This window comes from Halorubrum rubrum, assembly GCF_024494685.1.
Taxonomy (GTDB): domain Archaea; phylum Halobacteriota; class Halobacteria; order Halobacteriales; family Haloferacaceae; genus Halorubrum; species Halorubrum rubrum.
The window spans coordinates 1-18,226 of sequence record NZ_JANHDM010000005.1 but is presented as its reverse complement, the minus strand read 5'-3'; the positions used below and the strand labels follow the sequence as shown (position 1 = coordinate 18,226).

Annotated in this window: 17 protein-coding genes and 1 tRNA gene; 13 read left to right on the top strand and 5 right to left on the bottom strand. The window is 71.6% G+C overall.

The genetic code is table 11. The annotated features are described in order from the left end of the window. Window positions 1-22: 22 nt before the first annotated feature. Window positions 23-253 carry a hypothetical protein gene (locus NO889_RS06785; RefSeq protein ID WP_256411534.1) on the bottom strand — a complete coding sequence of 77 codons (231 nt, stop codon included), beginning with the start codon at window positions 251-253 and terminating at the stop codon, window positions 23-25. A 341-nt stretch (window positions 254-594) separates the two neighbouring features. Between NO889_RS06785 and NO889_RS06780 the strand changes: the two genes are divergently transcribed. The 5 genes from NO889_RS06780 (at window position 595) to NO889_RS06760 (ending at window position 6,065) form a co-directional block, all read left to right on the top strand. Beyond that, entirely contained in the window at window positions 595-2,367 is a 1,773-nt protein-coding gene (locus tag NO889_RS06780; protein ID WP_256411533.1) for a glutamate--tRNA ligase, read from the top strand. Between the two features lie 110 nt (window positions 2,368-2,477). Next, entirely contained in the window at window positions 2,478-2,807 is a 330-nt protein-coding gene (locus NO889_RS06775) for a 4Fe-4S dicluster domain-containing protein (protein ID WP_256411532.1), read from the top strand. A gap of 65 nt (window positions 2,808-2,872) precedes the next feature. Next, window positions 2,873-4,264: a phosphoglucosamine mutase gene (glmM, locus tag NO889_RS06770; protein WP_256411531.1), complete on the top strand. Its 1,392-nt coding sequence runs from the start codon at window positions 2,873-2,875 to the stop codon at window positions 4,262-4,264. A gap of 107 nt (window positions 4,265-4,371) precedes the next feature. Beyond that, window positions 4,372-5,556: a bifunctional sugar-1-phosphate nucleotidylyltransferase/acetyltransferase gene (gene glmU / locus NO889_RS06765; protein WP_256411530.1), complete on the top strand. Its 1,185-nt coding sequence runs from the start codon at window positions 4,372-4,374 to the stop codon at window positions 5,554-5,556. A gap of 14 nt (window positions 5,557-5,570) precedes the next feature. After that, window positions 5,571-6,065, top strand: coding sequence for a metal-dependent hydrolase (locus tag NO889_RS06760; protein WP_256411529.1), 495 nt, complete (start codon window positions 5,571-5,573; stop codon window positions 6,063-6,065). Between the two features lie 91 nt (window positions 6,066-6,156). On the opposite strand, the gene NO889_RS06755 is transcribed toward NO889_RS06760, so the two are convergent. Further along, the gene (locus NO889_RS06755; protein WP_256411528.1) at window positions 6,157-7,137 is read right to left on the bottom strand and encodes an NAD-dependent epimerase/dehydratase family protein; all 981 of its coding nucleotides are present in this window, start codon (window positions 7,135-7,137) and stop codon (window positions 6,157-6,159) included. A 193-nt stretch (window positions 7,138-7,330) separates the two neighbouring features. Further along, window positions 7,331-7,484 (bottom strand) — tRNA-Met (locus NO889_RS06750). Window positions 7,485-7,640: 156 nt separating this feature from the next. Here NO889_RS06750 and NO889_RS06745 point away from each other — a divergent pair. After that, window positions 7,641-8,873, top strand: a complete 1,233-nt coding sequence (locus NO889_RS06745; protein WP_256411527.1) for a DUF7115 domain-containing protein — start codon at window positions 7,641-7,643, stop codon at window positions 8,871-8,873. A 5-nt stretch (window positions 8,874-8,878) separates the two neighbouring features. Here the strand turns inward: NO889_RS06745 and NO889_RS06740 are convergent, their stop codons facing one another. After that, window positions 8,879-9,259 carry a DUF5830 family protein gene (locus NO889_RS06740; protein ID WP_256411526.1) on the bottom strand — a complete coding sequence of 127 codons (381 nt, stop codon included), beginning with the start codon at window positions 9,257-9,259 and terminating at the stop codon, window positions 8,879-8,881. 140 nt (window positions 9,260-9,399) lie between these two features. Here NO889_RS06740 and NO889_RS06735 point away from each other — a divergent pair, with 140 nt between their 5' ends. The 6 genes from NO889_RS06735 (at window position 9,400) to trpG (ending at window position 15,677) form a co-directional block, all read left to right on the top strand. Next, on the top strand, window positions 9,400-10,683 hold the full coding sequence (locus NO889_RS06735; protein ID WP_256411525.1) for a tRNA pseudouridine(54/55) synthase Pus10: 1,284 nt from the start codon (window positions 9,400-9,402) through the stop codon (window positions 10,681-10,683). Window positions 10,684-10,830: 147 nt separating this feature from the next. Next, on the top strand, window positions 10,831-11,502 hold the full coding sequence (locus NO889_RS06730) for a universal stress protein (protein ID WP_256411524.1): 672 nt from the start codon (window positions 10,831-10,833) through the stop codon (window positions 11,500-11,502). 146 nt (window positions 11,503-11,648) lie between these two features. Beyond that, a complete protein-coding gene (gene trpD, locus NO889_RS06725; protein ID WP_256411523.1) occupies window positions 11,649-12,713 on the top strand; it encodes an anthranilate phosphoribosyltransferase in 1,065 nt (354 codons plus the stop codon). After that, window positions 12,713-13,357 carry a phosphoribosylanthranilate isomerase gene (locus tag NO889_RS06720; protein ID WP_256411522.1) on the top strand — a complete coding sequence of 215 codons (645 nt, stop codon included), beginning with the start codon at window positions 12,713-12,715 and terminating at the stop codon, window positions 13,355-13,357. The genes trpD and NO889_RS06720 overlap by 1 nt, the downstream gene beginning before the upstream one ends. Further along, window positions 13,354-15,048, top strand: coding sequence for an anthranilate synthase component I (gene trpE / locus NO889_RS06715; protein WP_256411521.1), 1,695 nt, complete (start codon window positions 13,354-13,356; stop codon window positions 15,046-15,048). Before NO889_RS06720 ends, trpE begins: the two co-directional genes overlap by 4 nt. Beyond that, a complete protein-coding gene (trpG, locus tag NO889_RS06710) occupies window positions 15,045-15,677 on the top strand; it encodes an anthranilate synthase component II (protein ID WP_256411520.1) in 633 nt (210 codons plus the stop codon). The genes trpE and trpG overlap by 4 nt, the downstream gene beginning before the upstream one ends. 129 nt (window positions 15,678-15,806) lie before the next feature. On the opposite strand, the gene NO889_RS06705 is transcribed toward trpG, so the two are convergent. Then, window positions 15,807-17,411 (bottom strand): amidohydrolase, encoded by a 1,605-nt coding sequence (locus NO889_RS06705; RefSeq protein ID WP_256411519.1) that lies wholly within the window; start codon window positions 17,409-17,411, stop codon window positions 15,807-15,809. A gap of 119 nt (window positions 17,412-17,530) precedes the next feature. Between NO889_RS06705 and NO889_RS06700 the strand changes: the two genes are divergently transcribed. Continuing rightward, window positions 17,531-17,980 carry a universal stress protein gene (locus NO889_RS06700; RefSeq protein ID WP_256411518.1) on the top strand — a complete coding sequence of 150 codons (450 nt, stop codon included), beginning with the start codon at window positions 17,531-17,533 and terminating at the stop codon, window positions 17,978-17,980. The last annotated feature ends 246 nt before the right edge of the window (window positions 17,981-18,226 follow it).

The following is an 18,226-nucleotide window of genomic DNA, read 5'->3' as shown; positions in this document are numbered from 1 at the left end:
CGGAGCGGCGGGGGATCGATCGCTATCGCAGCCGCCGAGCGCCCGCGGTGAACTCCGACGCGAGCCGACCCAGGTACCAGACGAGGAGCAGTCCGAGGATCAGGCCTCCGGCGGTCGCGGCCGCCAACTGAACGGGCGTCGGGTCGCCGAGGAGCGTGATGAGCGGCGGCGAGACGGCCACCAGAAGCAGGAACCCGAGCTTTATTTTCCGGTTGCCGGCGTCGCGTTCCTCGCGCGACATCGGCTCTACCATCCCGCACCTCCGGGGCGCATACGTTCCGACTCGGTCCGGCGCGTCTCCATACTCGACCTCAGAACCCGAGCGGCTATAATTCCGCGGACCGATCTCCTCAGTAGGTCGTCGTGAACACATAAACGTCGCGACCGTTCACGTCGCTCGTTCCGGCTCGACGGCGTGAACGGTCTCGACCGTTTATGTTCGCGTGTCTCCGATGGTTCCACGCCCCTACCCGCGGCCCCGACGGCGGGACGGGAGCGGGCGGGTCGCCTGCGTCTCGCCGACGCGATCCGCGTCTCCCGCCGTGACGCCGACGGTTTCGCGGCGTTTTTGAGTCGCCCCGACGAGCCGACGGTATGGACGACGAACTCCGCGAGCGGGTCGAGGCGGCCGGCGAGACGGCCGCGCTGTTCAACGCGCTCAAACACGACAGCGACCCCGACGTGGGCGCCATCATGGGTCCGCTGATGGGCGAGAACCCCGAGTTCCGCCCGCACGGCGACGAGATACCCGGCGTGCTCGCGCCGATCGTGAACCGGGTCGCGGCGATGGACGAGCCGGAGCGGCGCGATCGGCTCGGCGAGTTGGCCCCCGAGCGACTCGCGGAGCTTGAGGCCGACGACGAGGAGGACGACCGCGTCCTCCCCGACCTGCCGAACGCGGAGGCGGGCGAGGTCGTGATGCGCGCCGCGCCGAACCCCAACGGCCCCTGGCACATCGGCCACGCCCGGATGCCCGCGGTGATCGGGACGTACAAACAGCGCTACGACGGGGAGTTCATCTGCCGGTTCGACGACACCGACCCGGAGACGAAGCGGCCCGACCTCGAGGCGTACGACGCGATCCTCGAAGACATCGAGTACCTCGGCTTCGAGGCCGACCGCGTTCTGCGGGCGTCCGACCGCCTCGAAACGTACTACGAGCACGCCCGCGACCTGATCGACCGCGGCGGCGCGTACACCTGCTCGTGTTCCGGCGAGGCGTTCTCCGAGCTGAAGAACGACGGCGAGCCGTGTCCACACCGCGGGAAGGACGAGGCGACCGTCCGCGAGGAGTTCGAGGCCATGGTCGACGGCGAGTACGACGCCGGCGAGATGGTCCTCCGGGTACGTACCGACATCGACCACAAGAACCCCGCGCTGCGCGACTGGGTCGCCTTCCGGATGATCGACACGCCCCACCCCCGCGAGGCGGCCGCCGACTATCGCTGTTGGCCCATGCTCGATTTCCAGTCGGGCGTCGACGACCACCTCACGGGGGTCACTCACATCATCCGCGGCATCGACCTCCAGGACTCCGCGAAGCGCCAGCGGTTCGTCTACGACTACTTCGACTGGGTGTACCCCGAGGTGCTCCACTGGGGGCACGTCCAGGTCGACGAGTACGACGTGAGCCTCTCGACGTCGACGATCAAGGGACTGATCGAGGCCGGCGATCTGACCGGGTGGGACGACCCGCGCGCGCCGACGATCCGGTCGGTCCGCCGGCGGGGGATCCGCGGCGAGGCGCTCGTCGAGTCGATGACCGAACTCGGGATGTCGACCTCCGACGTGGATCTGGCGATGTCGTCGGTGTACGCCAACAACCGCGACCGCGTCGACGACGAGGCGGACCGGTTCTTCCTCGTGCGCGACCGCGAGGACGACCCGGCCGTCGAGCTCCCGGTCGTCGACGGCGACGCGCCCGCGCCGGCCGCCGGCCGCCCCGCGCGACACCCCGACCACCCCGACCGCGGCGACCGGACGATCCCGGCGGGACGGGTCCTCGTGGAGGCATCGGACCTCCCGCCCACCGGCGAGCGCGTCTGGCTGAAGGGGTACGGCCCCGTGCGCCGCGAGGCCGACGAGCTCGTCTACGTCGACGCCGACATCGACGTGGTCCGCGACGGCGACGTCGACGTGGTCCACTGGGTGCCCGCCGCGGAGTCGCTCGAGACGCTTCTCCGCACCCTCGAGGGCGACGTGCGCGGGTACGCCGAGCCCGAGGTCGCCGACGCCGCCGTCGACGACGTGGTCCAGTTCGAGCGGATCGGCTTCGCCCGGCTCGACTCGTTCGATCCCACGGGCACCGACGAGCCGGACGGGCCGACCGGCGGAGAGGACCTCGTGGCGTACTTCGCGCATCCCTGAGATCGGGGGAGCCGTCGCTCGGAGGGGCCGCCGCTGACCCGCCGCTCGGGAGAGCACGGCTCGGCCGGCGTCGCGGAGTTTAACTGTCGACGCGCGAAAGTCCCGTCAGGATGGGCATCGACCCGAACTTCGAGCGGAACTCGGAACGGACCGGCGAGGAGCACGGCGTCGACGTGTGGGGGCCGGTCGAGCCGCCGGAGACGCTCGGGATCCGCGGGACCCACGTCGCCGTCGACTTCGACATCTGTCTGGCCGACGGCGCGTGTCTGGAGGACTGTCCGGTCGACGTCTTCGACTGGGTCGACACGCCCGGCCACCCGGAGTCCGACCGCAAGGCGAACCCGACCGACGAGGACCAGTGTATCGACTGTATGCTGTGTGTCGACGTCTGTCCGGTCGACGCCATCGACGTTGACCCCGGCCGCGAGAACCGGATCTGAGATCGGTCGTCGCCTTCTCGCCCCTCTTCCCGAGGTTACAAGTCTCCCCGACGGGAGCCACGGGTATGTTCGGAACCAGCGGGATCCGCGGGCCCGTCGGCGAGGCCGTCACCGCGGCCGTCGCGCTCGACGTGGGGCGTGCAGTCGGCACCGAAACTGACCGGGTCGTGGTCGGACGCGACGCGCGGAAGACGGGCGAGACGCTCCGCGACGCGTTAGTCGCGGGGCTCCGCGAGACGGGTGCGGACGTAGTCGACGTCGGCCGCGCGGCCACGCCCACGGTCGCGCGGGCGATCGGAACGCTGGACGCCGACGCCGGGGTCGTCCTGACCGCCTCGCACAACCCGGCACCCGACAACGGGCTCAAGCTGTGGACCCCCTCGGGACGGGCGTACCCGCCGGCGCGACAGGACGTCATCGAGGAACGGATCCGCGAGGAGGCGTTCGACCTCGCGGACTGGGAGGGACAGGGCGGGTACGAGCGCCGGACCGACGCGACGGCGCGCCACCGCGACGCGCTCGTCGCGGCCGGCGAGCGCGCGGCGGAGACGAACGGGGACGGAGCCCCCGCCTCCGAACCCCTCGCCGGCCTCTCCGTCGTCGTCGACGTTGGCAACGGGATGGGCGGCGTGACCGCCGACGCGCTCCACGAGTTGGGTGCCGACGTCGAGACGCTGAACGCGACCCCGGACGGCCGGTTCCCCGCCCGCCCGAGCGAGCCGACCGCCGAGAACTGCGGGACCCTCGCGGCCACCGTCGAGGCGGTCGACGCCGACCTCGGGATCGCCCACGACGGCGACGCGGACCGCATGATGGCGGTCACGGACGCGGGCGAGTTCGTCCCCGGCGACCTGCTCCTCGCCGTCTTCGGCCGGGCGGCCGCCGGCGAGGGCGACCGCGTCGCCGCGCCGGTCGACACGAGCCTCGCGGCTGCGGACGCGCTCGCCGCGGTCGGCGCGGAACTCGTCTACACGCGCGTCGGCGACGTGTACGTGGCCGAGCGCGCCGCGGAGGCGGGGGTCGCGTTCGGCGGCGAGCCCTCCGGCGCGTGGATCTTCCCCGAGGAGACGCTGTGTCCGGACGGCCCGCTCGCGGCGGTCCGGCTCGCCGCGTTGGCGGCGGAGACACCCCTCTCCGAGCGGGTCGCGGCGATGGAGCGGTACCCGATCCGGCGGCGCTCGGTCGAGACCGAGCACAAGACCGCCGCGATGGCGCTGATCGCGGAGCGCGTGACCGACGGATTCGCCGACGTCTCGACGCTCGACGGGGTCCGCGTCGACGCCGAGGAGGGGTGGTTCCTCCTCCGTGCCTCGGGGACCGAGCCGCTGATCCGGATCACGGCTGAGGCCCGCGAGGCCGACGCCGCGGACGCCCTCCTGGAGCGCGCGAGCGGGATCGTCGACCGCGCGCTCGACGAGGCGAACGGAGGGGACGGACCGAGTGAGCGGGCCGAGTGAGGCGGGGACTGACGGAGAGTAGCCGGCGGATAACCGGGAGCCGACGACGCCACCCAGGGGGCGTAGCGTCGCAATACCTTTCCCGGAGTCCGGCGAGTTGCGGGTATATGCAAACCGTCGTACTCGCGGCCGGCGAGGGGACCCGGATGCGCCCGCTGACGGCGAACACGCCGAAACCGATGCTGCCCGTCGCCGGGCGGCCGCTCGTCGTCCGCTGTCTCGAGGACGCGATCGACTCGGGCGCGAGCCGGATCGTCGTCGTCGTCGGCTACGAGGCGGACGCGGTCCGAGCCGCGATCGCCGACCGCGACTGGCCGGTCCCGATCGAGACCGTCACGCAGGCCGAACGGCGCGGGACCGCCGACGCCGTCCGCACCGCCCGAAGCGAACTCGAGGAGGGGCCGTTCGTCGTGTTGAACGGCGACGCCCTCTACGACCGCGAGTCGCTCGCGGAACTGTACGACTCTGACGCCGCGGTCGGCTCCTACCGCGTCGAGAACCCCTCGTCGTACGGCGTGTTGCGCGTCGCCGACGGGCGTGTCGAGGGCGTCGTCGAGAAGCCCGCGGAACCGCCCTCGAACCTCGTGAACACGGGCGCGTACGTCTTCCCCGCCGAGGCGCTCGCGTGGCTCGACGTCGACGAGAGCGAGCGCGGCGAGCTGGAGCTCACCGACGTGCTCCAGCGGGCGTGCGAGACGACCGACGTGCGGTCGATCCCCTTCGAGCGCTGGCTCGACGTGGGTCGGCCGTGGGAGCTGCTCGCGGCGAACGAGTGGAAGCTCGCGGAGTGCGACCGCGAGGTCGGCGGCGACGTGAGCGACGACGCCGAACTGCGGGGCACGGTCGTCGTCGAGAACGGCGCGACGATAGAGCCCGGCGTCGTGATCGAGGGGCCGGCGTACGTCGCCGCCGGCAGCCACGTCGGGCCCAACGCGTACGTCCGCGGCGCGACGTACCTCGGTCCGGACGCCAGGGTCGGCCACGGCGTCGAGGTGAAAAACAGCGTCGTGATGGCCGACTCCGCGGTTCCCCACCTCACGTACCTCGGCGACAGCGTGCTCGGCGAGGACGTCAACCTCGGCGCGGGCACGACCGTCGCGAACCTCAGACACGACGGCGAGCCGGTCGAGCTCACGGTGAAGGGCGACCGGGTGAGCACGGGCCGCCGGAAGTTCGGAATCGTCTGTGGCGACGGCGTCCGAACCGGGATCAACTGTACGATCAACGTCGGGATCGTCCTCTCCGCGGGCGCGACGGTCGCGCCGGGCGAGACGGTCCTGCGGGACCGGTGAGGGAGCGATAGACCGTGTACAGGACGGGCCACGTCGGGGCCGCGCTCGCGGCGTACGCGCCGGTCGGGTTCGGCCTCGCCGCGTTCGCCGGGCTCGAACTCGCGGCGGGAGCCGCGGCGGTCGTCGTCTGGACGGCGATGGTCCCCGACCTGGACACGCAGATCCCGTTCGTGAACCACCGCGGGATCACGCACACCGTCTGGTTCGCGCTCGCGGTCGGCGTCGCGTTCGGGCTCGTCGGCGGAGCCGTCGGACTCGAGAGCGGCCCGGTCGTCGTCCTCGCGCTCGCCGCGCTCGCGTTCGTCCTCGGCGCGGGGACGGTCGTCTCACACCTCCTCGCCGACGTGATCACGCCGATGGGGATCCGGCCGTACGCGCCCGTCAGGGACGACCACTACACCCTCGACCTCGTGAAGGCGGCGAACCCGATCGCGAACTACGCCCTCCTCGTCGCCGGCGGCGCGGTCGCCGGGATCGCAGTGCTGGCCGGGGCGGTCGTCGGCGGGTGAGGCGGTCGTCGGCGGGTGAGGGGAGTGAGGCGGTCGTCGGCGGGTGAGGCGGGCGACGGCGATCAGCCGGGGCGACGGCGATCGGCCGGGCTCAGTCGACGGGATCGAGCCCGGCGTCGCGCCGGACCGCGTCGACGTACCCGCGCGTGAGGTCCTCGAGCCCGTGCTCGATCCGGTAGTCGAGATCGGACCGGGCACGTGTGAGCGCGAGTCGCTGGGCCGACCAGTCGCGGTCGGCGTCGTCGGCCACGGTCACCGCCGCGTCCGGGAGGAGCCGTCGAACCGTCTCCGCGGCCGCCGCGACGGTCGCGACCTCGCCGCGGACGTTGTAGACGCCGTGTTCGAGGTCGCTCGCGGACGCCAGCGCGGCACGCCGGAACGCGTCGGCGGCGTCCCGCACGGAGAGCCAGCTCACGGCGGTTCCGCCGCCCTCGACGCGAACGAGATCGCCGACCGCCGGGCGCTCGAAGAGGTCCGAGAACGCCGTGAAGCTCCGTCTGAACGGCCCGAAGACGCCGGTCGGTCGGAGCGCGACCGCGGGGACGCCGTGGTCCTCCCGGTAGCGTCGCGAGAGACACTCGGCGTGGCGTTTCGCGGCGGCGTACGGCGAGTCGGGCGACAACAGCGCGTTCTCGGGGACGGACCCGTCGTACGCCGATCCGGGGCCGTACACCGTCTCGCTCGACGTCACCACGACGCGGTCGATCCGATCGGGGAGGAGCCGGGCGGCCTCGAGCACGTGGTTCGCGCCGAGCGCGTTCACCCGCGTGGCCGCGAGCTCGTCGGTTCGAACGTCCTCGCTCAAGAGCGCGGCCAGGTGGACGATCCGGGTGGCTCCGCTCTCGCGGATCGCCCGAACGATCGCGGCGACGTCCGTCACGTCGCCGCGCCGGACCTCGACCGTCCCCGCGACGCCGAGCCGTTCGAGGAGGGCGGCGTCGGGCGCGGCGTCGAAGGCGACGACCTCGTGGCCGTCGTCGACGAGCCGCCGGGCGAGGTGTGATCCGATGAAGCCCGTACCGCCGGTCACCAGTATCGTCTCGGTCCCCGCGTCGGTGTCGGAGGCTGTCACGGCTCGATCGGCGTCCGGTACCCATTGGCTGTATCGATCCCGGCAGTATCGGACGGTTCGATCCCGCGGAACGAGGTTCGACCGTTCGCGTGACGTGGTCGCGGAGGGCGTCACGCGAACGTCGAGACCCGGACTCGTCAACACGGGAGATACGTCGGCGACTGGCGGACTCGAGTGTCAACAAATTGTTGTATGGCCGGGGTGGGCTCCGAACCCACGATCTCCGCATGTCCCAGGTCCGAGGCTCGGCGGAGCCACGGGAAGGACGCGGACGCTTCCAAGGCGTCACCGCACCGAATCTCTGAACCCTATGAGTGCGGCGCTATGTCCAGCTAAGCCACCCGGCCTCACGCTTACGTATCGCGATGACACTCTTTAACCTTCCCATCCGTCGGGGGGATGAGAGGAGATCGCACGCCGTCCCGCGAGCGTCGTCGCGACCGGATCCACGACCGAGAACCGGACCCCGCGGATTTATGCCGGACGCCCCGGACGTTCGGCGTATGAGCCTTCCGGAACTACTGTCGGGGGCCGCCGGCGACGAGGAGGTCGTCGCGCGGGTCCCGCTCGGGGGGGACGACCTCCTCGCGGTCACGCCCACGCGAACGCTCGTGTACCGCGCCGACGGCCTGCTCTCCGACGAGACCGTCGAGGAGTACCCGCACGACGCCGAGCGGATCGCCGTCTCGACCGGCCGGCGGAAGTCGAAGGTCGTCTTCGGCTACGGCCTCGACGGCGAGGAGACGCTGGCGGTCCCGTCGAAACGCCTCGACGACGTGGTCCACCCCGTCCTCGCCGGGGTGCTCTCCGCGCGCGGCGTGACCGACGCCGGCGAGTCGGTCGAGCGCACGTTCCGCTTCTCGGAGCTCACCCTCGTCGTCACCGACAGCCGGCTCGTGAAACACGTCGGCTCGGCGGTCTGGGACGAGGAGTTCGAGGAGTTCCCCTACGCCGACCTGACCGACCTCGACTTCGAGGAGGGGACGGTCGCGACCGCGGTCGTGCTCACGCACGACGGCCGCTCCGAGCGGTTCAAAGCGCCCAACGAATCGGCTCGAGCCGTCAAGGAGAGCCTCGTCGACGCGGTGTGCGCGTTCCACGGCGTCGGGAGCCTCGAGGAGCTTCGGGTGACGGTCGCGGACGACGTCGACGAGGACGAGGGGACCGCGACGTCCACCGGGACGACCGACTTCGGCGAGGGCCCCGACCCGCTCTCGGCGTCGCCGGCGGCCGACGCGGAGATCGAGGCGGAAACGAGGACGGAGTCGGCGTCCGATCCGGGAGCCTTCTCCGAGACGAGAGCGGAAGAGACGGAACTCGGCGACTCCGCCGAGGGCGACCTCGACCGCGGCGGAACCGACGGCACGGCCGGGGGCACGAATGCGGCCGGACGCGCGATCGACGCCGACCCGGTCGAGTCCGACGGCGCCGACGGTGACCCGCTTGCGGACGAGTTCGAGACGTCGACGGCGGACGCGAACGGATCGACCGCGAACCACGAGGCGTCGACGGACGTCTCGAACGCGGCGAACTCGACGGGGTCGACGGCCCCGGCCGACGCCGTCGACGGCGACGGATTCGAGGGGTCGCCCTTCGAGAGCGCGGGCGTCGAGGACGACGGCCTCGCCGCGGAGGTCGCGGCGCTCCGACAGACCGTCGAGGCGCAGTCGGCGACCATCGAGCGGCAGTCCGAACTCATCGAGCGGCTCATCGAGGAGCTTCGACAGGGCAGATAGCTCCGTCACTCGGCGTCCCGGCCGGTCACCTTTCGAACGCACGAGGAGCCGAACGGCCCGAGTTCGCCGGCCTCGAACCGGACGAAGTGCCCAGTCGTGATGCCTGCACCACATCGCTTACACTCGAACTCGCCCTCGCGGGCGACCACTTGGCTGTCGTACTTCACGTAGGTTCCGCCCCGAAGAACGCGTAGTCGGGCGTTCTCGCGGTCGATCACGCCACGTTTCTCAGCCGTATCGAGTATCTCACGGGTGAGCGCGGGGTTCGTGGTCACCGTCTCGATCCGGTCTACCGCCTCGGGAAGCGAGAGCTCCTCGCGTTCGAGGTGTGCGAGGAGCTCGACGCCGAGATCCACCTTCTCCGCGCGCGTCGCCGGCTCGCTCACGCCTGAGGCGACGGTCGTGACGGACATAAGTCGGTCGGGAGCAGGCGAGCGCGGAGGCGACCGAGAGCGAGCGGGATCGAAGTCGATGGGGGACGGGTCACAAGGGCAAGACAGTTACCCCGCGGCCGGCTTCCCACCGCATGGACGTACTGGAAGTCGCCGCGCGTGCGACCGCGACCGGGCCGGTGTGTGACGCCTGTCTCGGTCGGCTCGTCGCCGACCGGAGCTTCGGGCTGTCGAACGCCGAGCGCGGGTCGGCGCTGCGGGTCTCGCTCGCGCTGCGCGAGGACGACGACCACGAGCCGGTCGCGACCGCGGACTGCTGGGTGTGTGAGGGACGCTGTGCCGAGTTCGACGCGTGGGCCGAGCGTGCGGCCGAGGCCGTGGAGGGGACCGAGTTCGCCACCTACAACGTCGGGACGCGGCCGCCGCCGCTGATCGAGGAGAACGAGGCGCTGCTCCGCGAGGAGGCCGGGGTGGAGGCGGACGCCGGCGAGCCGTTCAAATCCGAGTTCAACCGCGAGGTCGGCAAGCGGGTCGGTCGGCTCACGGACGCGGAGGTCTCCTTCGACCGCCCGGACGTCCAGTTCACGATCGATCTCGCCGAGGACGCCCTCGACGCCAAGGTCAACTCCGCGTTCGTCTACGGTCGCTACCGGAAGCTGGAGCGCGACATCCCCCAGACCGAGTGGCCCTGCCGGGAGTGTAAGGGGTCCGGGCGGCAGGGGGCGGACCCGTGTGACCACTGCGGCGGATCGGGCTACCTCTACGACGACAGCGTCGAGGAGTACACCGCGCCGGTCGTCGAGGACGTGATGGACGGCACCGAGGCGACGTTCCACGGCGCGGGCCGCGAGGACGTCGACGCGCTCATGCTCGGTACCGGCCGCCCGTTCGTGGTCGAGGTCGCGGAGCCGCGCCGCCGCCGCGTCGACACCGACCGGCTCGAGGCCGACATCAACGCCTTCGCCGAGGGGTCGGTCGAGGTCGAGGGGCTCCGGCTCGCGACCTACGACATGGTCGAGCGCGTCAAGGAACACGACGCCTCGAAGCGCTACCGCGCGCAGGTGACGTTCGACGGCGACGTCGATGCCGACGCGCTTGCGGCCGCGATGGACGAACTCGCGGGCGCGACCGTCGAGCAGTACACCCCGAACCGCGTCGACCACCGGCGCGCGAGCCTGACCCGCGAGCGCGACGTGTACGCGGCGACCGCCGATCTCGAGGATTCGCGGCACGCCACCGTCGAGATCCACGGTGCGGGCGGACTCTACGTCAAGGAGTTGATCTCCGGCGACGAGGGACGGACCGAGCCGAGCCTCGCCGGGATCCTCGGCGTCGGTGCCGAGGTCACCGCCCTCGACGTGATCGCCGTGGAGGGCGAGGACGAGCCGTTCGAGGACGAGGCGTTCTTCCGGGAGTAGGAACGCCGGCGGCTTCCGTTCCGGACGGGTCCGACCCCGCCCTCGAGGGGGGAAGGACGACCAGAGACCCACGGAGCGGGGCTCGGCGGAATACCGAAACGGGAACGACCATCGGGATTTATCATGCGTCTGTCTGACGCGTAGGGTATGTACGGGAGCGACGCCGACGACGGGAGCGGTGAGGGCGGCGGGGTCGGCGAGGGCGTCGGTGACGTCGGCGGGGAGACGCCGACCGATCCGGCGACCGAGAGCCGACTTCCCGCGACGGGTCCGTCGCTGGAGACGGCCGTCGAGGAGGCTGCCGCGTCGGTCGGGACCGCGGCGCGCGCGACGCTGAACGGGGCCGATCGCGCGACCGGACCGGAACGGACCTCCTCGATCCTCGTCGCGGTCGCGGTCGGCCCCCACTCCGGCGTGACGGTCGACGTGGCGAAACGCGTCGCCGAGGCGACCGACGCGTGGCTCGAGCTGTTCCACGTGACCCCGTCGATCGACGGGATCGACGGAGGCGCGTCCGACGCCGACTCGGTGGACGAGGACGGCGCCGAGGAGGCGGCCGGCGAGCGCATCCTCGACGCCGCTCGCGACCGGCTCGGCGCGTTCGACCGCGTCGACCGGTGGCTCCTCGAAAACGACTCGGTCGCCGGGGCGATCGTCGAGCAGTCGCCCTACTACGACCTCGTGGTCGTCGGCGCGCCGACAACGGGGACCGTCGGCCGGCTCGTCTTCGGCTCCACGACCGACACGGTCGTCGACGAGTCCGCGGTCCCCGTGGTCGTCGTCGAGGCCGACGGCGAGACGCCGATCGTCGAGGAGTAACGACCGGAGCCCGCGGTCCGCCCCCGATCCGCCCCCGATCTGCCGCCACCGTCGCCACGAGCGCCGAACGCACAGCGACGGCGACAGGGTTAAATCGGTGTACATACTTGTACATTACAACACGGACTCATACATCGGTGAACATTATGGACATTCAGCACACGGTCGAACGCGTGACGAACGGGGAGGACCTGTCGCTCGAGGAGGCGCGCGAGGCCGCGCGGCTCGTCTTCGAGGAGATGACGGAAGCGCAGATCGGGGCGCTGCTCGCCGCGTTGCGTGCGAAAGGCGAGACCGAGGCGGAGATCGCGGGATTCGCCCGAGGGATGCGCGACGCGGCCCGGACGATCGATCCCGACCGAGCGCCGCTCGTCGACACCTGCGGGACCGGCGGCGACGACTACGACACGATCAACGTCTCGACGACCGCGGCGATCGTCGCCGCGGGCGCGGGCGTGCCGATCGCCAAACACGGCAACTACTCCGTCTCCTCCTCCTCCGGCAGCGCCGACGTGCTCGAGGTCGCCGGCGCGAACGTCGAGGCCGAGCCCGCCGCGGTCGAGGCCGCCATCGAGGCCGACGGGATCGGGTTCATGCTCGCGCCCGTCTTCCACCCCGCGATGAAGGCCGTCATCGGCCCGCGGAAGGAGCTCGGGATGCGGACGATATTCAACGTGCTCGGCCCGCTGACGAACCCCGCGGGGGCGGACGCCCAGCTGCTCGGCGTCTACGACCCCGACCTGGTCGGCCCGATCGCCCGCGCGCTCGCGCACATGCCGGTCGATCGCGCCCTCGTCGTCCACGGCGCGGGGATGGACGAGATCGGGATCCACGACGAGACGGTCGCCGCCGAGGTCGACGGCGGCACCGTCCGAGAGTTCACGATCACGCCGGAGGAGCTCGGCGTGGAGCGAGCGCCGATCGAGGCGGTCGCGGGGGGAACGCCTGAGGAGAACGCGGCGGACCTCCGCGGCATCGTCGACGGCTCGGTGACGGGACCGAAACGCGACCTGATCTTAGCGAACGCGGGCGCGGCGATATACGTCGCCGGCGAGGCCGACTCGCTTTCGGCGGGCGTCGAGCGCGCCGCGGCGGCGATCGACTCGAGGGCGGCCGCCGAGAAGTTCGCGGCGCTCTGTGAGGGGACGACCGCGGAGCCGGCTGCGGCCGGGTCTGGTGCGGCGACGGGGTCCGGGTCGGAGGGCGAGTGATGGCGCGGGTGAAGGTGTGCGGGTTCACCGACGAGGCGGACCTCCGCGCGGCCGTCGAGGCGGGGGCGGACGCGGTCGGCGTGATAACCGAGGTTCCGGTCGACACCCCTCGCGAGGTCGACCCGGCGCGCGCGGCCGACCTGCTCGCCGACGTGCCCCCGTTCGTCACGGCGACGCTCGTCACGATGCCGACCTCGGCCGAGCGCGCGGTGGAACTCGTTCGGACCATCGGCCCCGACGCGCTCCAGTTACACGGCGAGTGGACGCCCGACGAGGTCCGCTTCATCCGCGCGGAGACGGAACGGAAGGTGCTGGTCGCGATCGACGCGACCGATCCGGCGCGCGCCGAGGCGTTCGACGGCGTCGCCGACGCGCTCGTCGTCGACTCGACGCGCGAGTCCGGCGCGGGCGGCACCGGCGAGACCCACGACTGGGCGGCGACCGGCGAACTGGCCGAGCGGCTGACCGTCCCGATCGTGCTCGCCGGCGGGCTCACCGCGGAGAACGTCGCCGAGGCGGTGCGGGTCGCGGACCCGTACGCGGTCGACGTGGCCTCCGGCGTCGAACACGTCGAGGGACGGAAGGACCACAACGCGGTCGCCCGCTTCGTCGCCAACGCGGGCCGCGAGATGGAGGTCGCATGACCGGGGACGCTCCGCGGACCGTACTCGACCGCTCGCGATCCGAGTTCGTCGAGCTGGTCGCGGACGCCGAGCGGCCGGTCGTCGTCCGCACGGCCGCGTCGCTCGACCCCGAGACGACCCCGCTCTCGGCGTACGCCACGCTCGTCGGCGACGAGCCGTACGGCTTCCTCTTAGAGTCCGGCGAGAAGGTGGCCTCGAGCGACCCCGACGGCGCGTTCACCGCGGGCGGGAAAGCCGACAGGCACGCCCGCTACTCGTTCGTCGGCTACGACCCCGAGGCGGTGGTCTCCGTCCACCCGGACCGCACCGAAGTGACCGAGCTCGGCCCCGCCGCGACGTTCGTCGGCGACGTGGACGCGGGCGGCGACGGGGTCGACGATGCCGACACCGACGACGGGGGCGTCGACGACGACCGCGACGCCATCGACCGGCTCCGGGCGGCGTTCCCCGACGTCGCCCGTCGGGGCTTCCCCGAGACGGACCGGCAGATCCTCTCGGGCGGCTTCGTCGGCTTCCTCGCGTACGAGGCGGTGTACGACCTCTGGCTCGAGGAAGTCGGCGTCGAGCGCCCGGCGACCGAGTTCCCCGACGCCGAGTTCCTGTTGACGACGCGGACAGTCGTCTTCGACGAGAAGGAGGGGACCGTCGATCTGGTGTTCACGCCGGTCGTCGGCGTCGACGACGACCCCGGCAAGGTGTACGACGAACTCGCCGCGGAGGCGGACCGCGTCGCCGACGACCTCGCGGCGGCCGGCCCGCCGGACCCCGGCGGCGTCCGCGTTCGGGAGGAGGAGGCCGACCCGCAGGCGGCCTACGAGGAGGCCGTCCGGACCGCGAAACGCCACGTGCTCGACGGAGACATCTACCAGGGCGTGATCTCCCGGAGCCGGCGGCTCCGCGGCGACGTCGACCCGCTCGGGCTGTACGCGGCGCTCCGGGAGATCAACCCCTCGCCGTACATGTACGTCCTCAGCCACGACGACCGGACGGTGGTCGGCGCGAGCCCGGAGACGCTCGTCTCGGTGAAGGGCGACCGCGTCGTCTCGAACCCGATCGCGGGCACCTGCCCCCGCGGGACGAGCCCGGTCGAGGACCGGCGGCTGGCCGGCGAGATGCTCGCGGACGGGAAGGAGCGCGCCGAACACACGATGCTCGTCGACCTCGCGCGCAACGACGTGCGCCGGGTGTCCGAGCCGGGGTCCGTCCGCGTCGAGGAGTTCATGAACGTGTTGAAGTACAGCCACGTCCAGCACATCGAGTCGACCGTGACGGGGACGCTCGCGCCCGACTGCGACCCGTTCGACGCCACGCGGGCGGCGTTCCCCGCGGGCACGCTCACCGGCGCGCCGAAGGTGCGCGCGATGGAGGTCATCGACGACCTCGAGACGACCCCGCGGGAGGCGTACGGCGGGGGCGTCGGCTACTACTCGTGGACCGGCGACGCGGACTTCGCGATCGTGATCCGGACGGCGACGATACGCGAGGGGATCGACGGCTCCGGCGAGACGGGCTTCGAGGACGACGAGCGCGCCGGCACCGACGAGATCACGGTCCGCGCCGGCGCGGGGATCGTCGCCGACTCCGACCCGACCGCGGAGTACGAGGAGACCGAGCGCAAGATGGAGGGCGTCCTCGCCGCGATCGAGCGGGTTCGCGAGGACGACCCTCGGATCGAGGGGATGGGCCGATGAAGGTCGTCGTCGTCGACAACTTCGACTCGTTCACCTACAACCTCGTCGAGTACGTCTCGGAGCTCTCGGTCGGCGGCGGAGACGGTGAGGACGGCGGCGGTGAGGACGCGAGCGAGGACGTCGACATCGCGGTGTTGAAGAACACCGCGTCGCTGTCGGCGGTCGAGTCCGAGGCGCCCGACGCCGTGGTGATCAGTCCCGGACCGGGCCATCCGAAGAACGAGCGCGACGTCGGGGTTTCGGCGTCGGTGCTCCGGGAGCTGTCCCCCGACGTCCCGACCCTCGGGGTGTGTCTCGGGCTGGAGGCGGCCGTCCACGAGTACGGCGGCACGGTCGGGCACGCGCCGGAGCCGGTCCACGGCAAGGCGTTCCCGGTCGACCACGACGGCGCGGGCGTCTTCGCCGGGCTCGACCAGGGCTTTCGGGCGGGGCGGTACCACTCGCTCGTCGCCACGGAGGTGCCGGACGAGTTCGCGGTCACCGCGACGACCGACCACGCGGGCGAGCCGGTCGTGATGGGGATCCGGCACCGCGATCACCCGATCGAGGCGGTCCAGTTCCATCCCGAGAGCGTCCTCACCGCGGTCGGTCACGACGTGATCCGGAACTTCCTCGAGTCGGTCGCGTAGGTCGCGTCCCCTCTCTCCCGCTCCCACCCAGTCTCTCCCGCTCCCACCCAGTCTCTCCCGCTCCCACCCAGTCTCTCCCGCTCCCACCCAGTCTCTCCCGCTCCCACCCAGTCTCTCCCGCCCCGTTTCTCAGCGCGCGTCGTGAACGACCTCGCCGTCGACGACCGTCATCGCCACGTCGACGTCGCGGATCGTCTCCGGGTTCTCCCACGGCGACTCCTCTAAGACGACGAAGTCGGCGCGCTTGCCGACCTCGACGGTGCCCAGCCGGTCCTCGTCGAAGCCGGCGTACGCCGCCCCGCGGGTGTACGCACGGAGCGCCTCCGTCACCGAGAGCCGCTGGCCCGCCGCGGGGGCGTTGACGGCGTGGTGGATCCCGAGGAGGGGGCCCATCGGCATCCCGTCGGAGCCGAACGCGAGCCGGACGCCCGCGTCGAGCATCTCGCGGTAGCGGTTGGTCTCCGCGGTGCGCTCCTCGCCGAGGCGCGCCTCGTAGAGCCCGTCCTCCCGTGCCCACTTCAGGAAGTTCGGCTGGACGCTCGCGACGACGCCCGTGTCCGCGAGCCGCTCGACGGCGTCGTCGTCTGCGAGTTCGACGTGCTCGATTCGGTGGCGGTCCGCGCCCGGATCGCCCGCGGCCGCCCCCTCGTAGGCGTCGAGGGTCGCCCGGATCGCCTCGTCGCCGATGGCGTGGGCCGTGAACTGGTAGCCCGCCTCGGTGGCCTCGCGCACCCACTCGTCGAGTTCGGCGGGCTCGATAACCCACTGGCCGGTCTCCTCCGGGTCGTCGGCGTACGGCTCGGAGAGCCGGGCGGTCCGGCCGCCGAAGCTCCCGTCGGTGAACGACTTGATCGCGCCCGTCCGGACGAACGCCGATCCCGCGTTCGTCGCGAGCCCCACCTCCCGGAGCGCGTCCAGGTGGTCGGTCCAGTAGTTGATCCGGACGCGCGCGGTCAGCTTTCCCTCCGCGTCGAGGTCGCGGTAGACCCGCGGAGCGTGCGAGTCCCGGACCATGTCGTGAAAGGCCGTGATCCCCCGTTCGGCGCAGAGTTCGAGGCCCGCCTCGACGGCCGCGCGCGTCCCCGCCACGCCGGGCTCGACCGCCTCGTAGACCGGGTCGATCGCGCTCTCGAGGAGGACGCCCGTCGGCTCGCCCGCGTCATCGGTCGGGACGGTTTCCTCGGGGACCGACTCCAGCGCGTCGGCGAACCGATCGAGGACGACCCCGTTGACCGCGGCGACGTGCATGTCCTCGCGGAACGCGGCCACCGGGCGGTCGGTCGAGACGCGGTCGAGGTCGTCCCGCGTCAGGTACCGCTTTTCCTCCCACGTCGACTCGTCGTAGCCGTAGCCGAGCGCCCACTCCGTCGCGGGGTCGGCGGCGGCGGCGGCGGGATCGGCGGCGTCTCCGTCCGCCCCCTCCAGTTCCTCGGCCCGTTCCGTCAGCAGATCGATCGCCTCAGCGGGCGAGTCGGCCGCGGAGAGGTCCGCGTGGACGAGCGACCGCCCGACGGTCGTCAGATGCGTGTGCGCGTCGACGAACCCCGGCAGGAGGACGCGTCCCGCGAGGTCGACGACGTCGGTGTCGACGCCGGCGAGGAACTCGACGTCGTACGTCCGGCCGAGCCGGACGACCTCGCCGTCGCGGACGGCGACCGCCTCGTGGGTCTCGTCGGGCTCGGCTAGCGTGTGGACCTCCCCGTTCAGGAAGACCCGGTCCGCGGCTTCGCTCATGAACGTCCTCCCGCGCGGGACGGATTAACCGTTTGGGGCGGACCCTGACGAATCCTCTCGCTCTCCCGGTCCGGGAACCGGGCACACCTTTTATTCGGTCACCGGACGAACCCTCGCACATGTACGATCGAATACTGTTCCCGACGGACGGCACGAAGGGCGTCGACCGCGCGACCGACCACGCCATCGACGCGGCCGACCGCTACGACGCCACGCTCCACGTGCTCTACGTCGTCGACAGCGACATCGTCAACGCCTACTCCGGCGACGAGTTCGTGGACGGCTCCGAGGGAGCGGAGGAGACCCTCGAGGACAACGGCCGCGACGCGCTCGAGGCGGTCGCGGAGCGCGCGGCGAGCGCGGGCGTCGAGGTCGTGACCGACCTCGTGTACGGAAAGCCGGACGAGGCGATCCTCCGGTACATCGACCGCGAGGACATCGACCTCACCGTGATGGGATCGAAGACGCGGCCGGGTGAGTACCGGCGGATGCTCGGCTCCGTCACGGAACGCGTCTCTCGACAGTCGCCCGCGCCGGTGAGCATCGTGAAGACGACCGTCTCGGGCTGAGCTCGAGTCGCAGGCAGCGTCGTCGCAGTCGACCTCGTCGATTTTCACTTCATCAGACACGTTCTCGTTCGAAACGGACAGTCTATACTGTCTGCTTGTGGTACGGGTGTTTTGGTGGGGATCGGGGTGAGTAGAACGGGACCCTTGCTGTCGCGGTGACGATCCCCAAAGCCCCAGTCGCGAGGACTCGCGCGGCTCGCTGTGGTCCTCGTCACTCGCTCCGCTCGTTCCTGCGGTCCTTGCTTC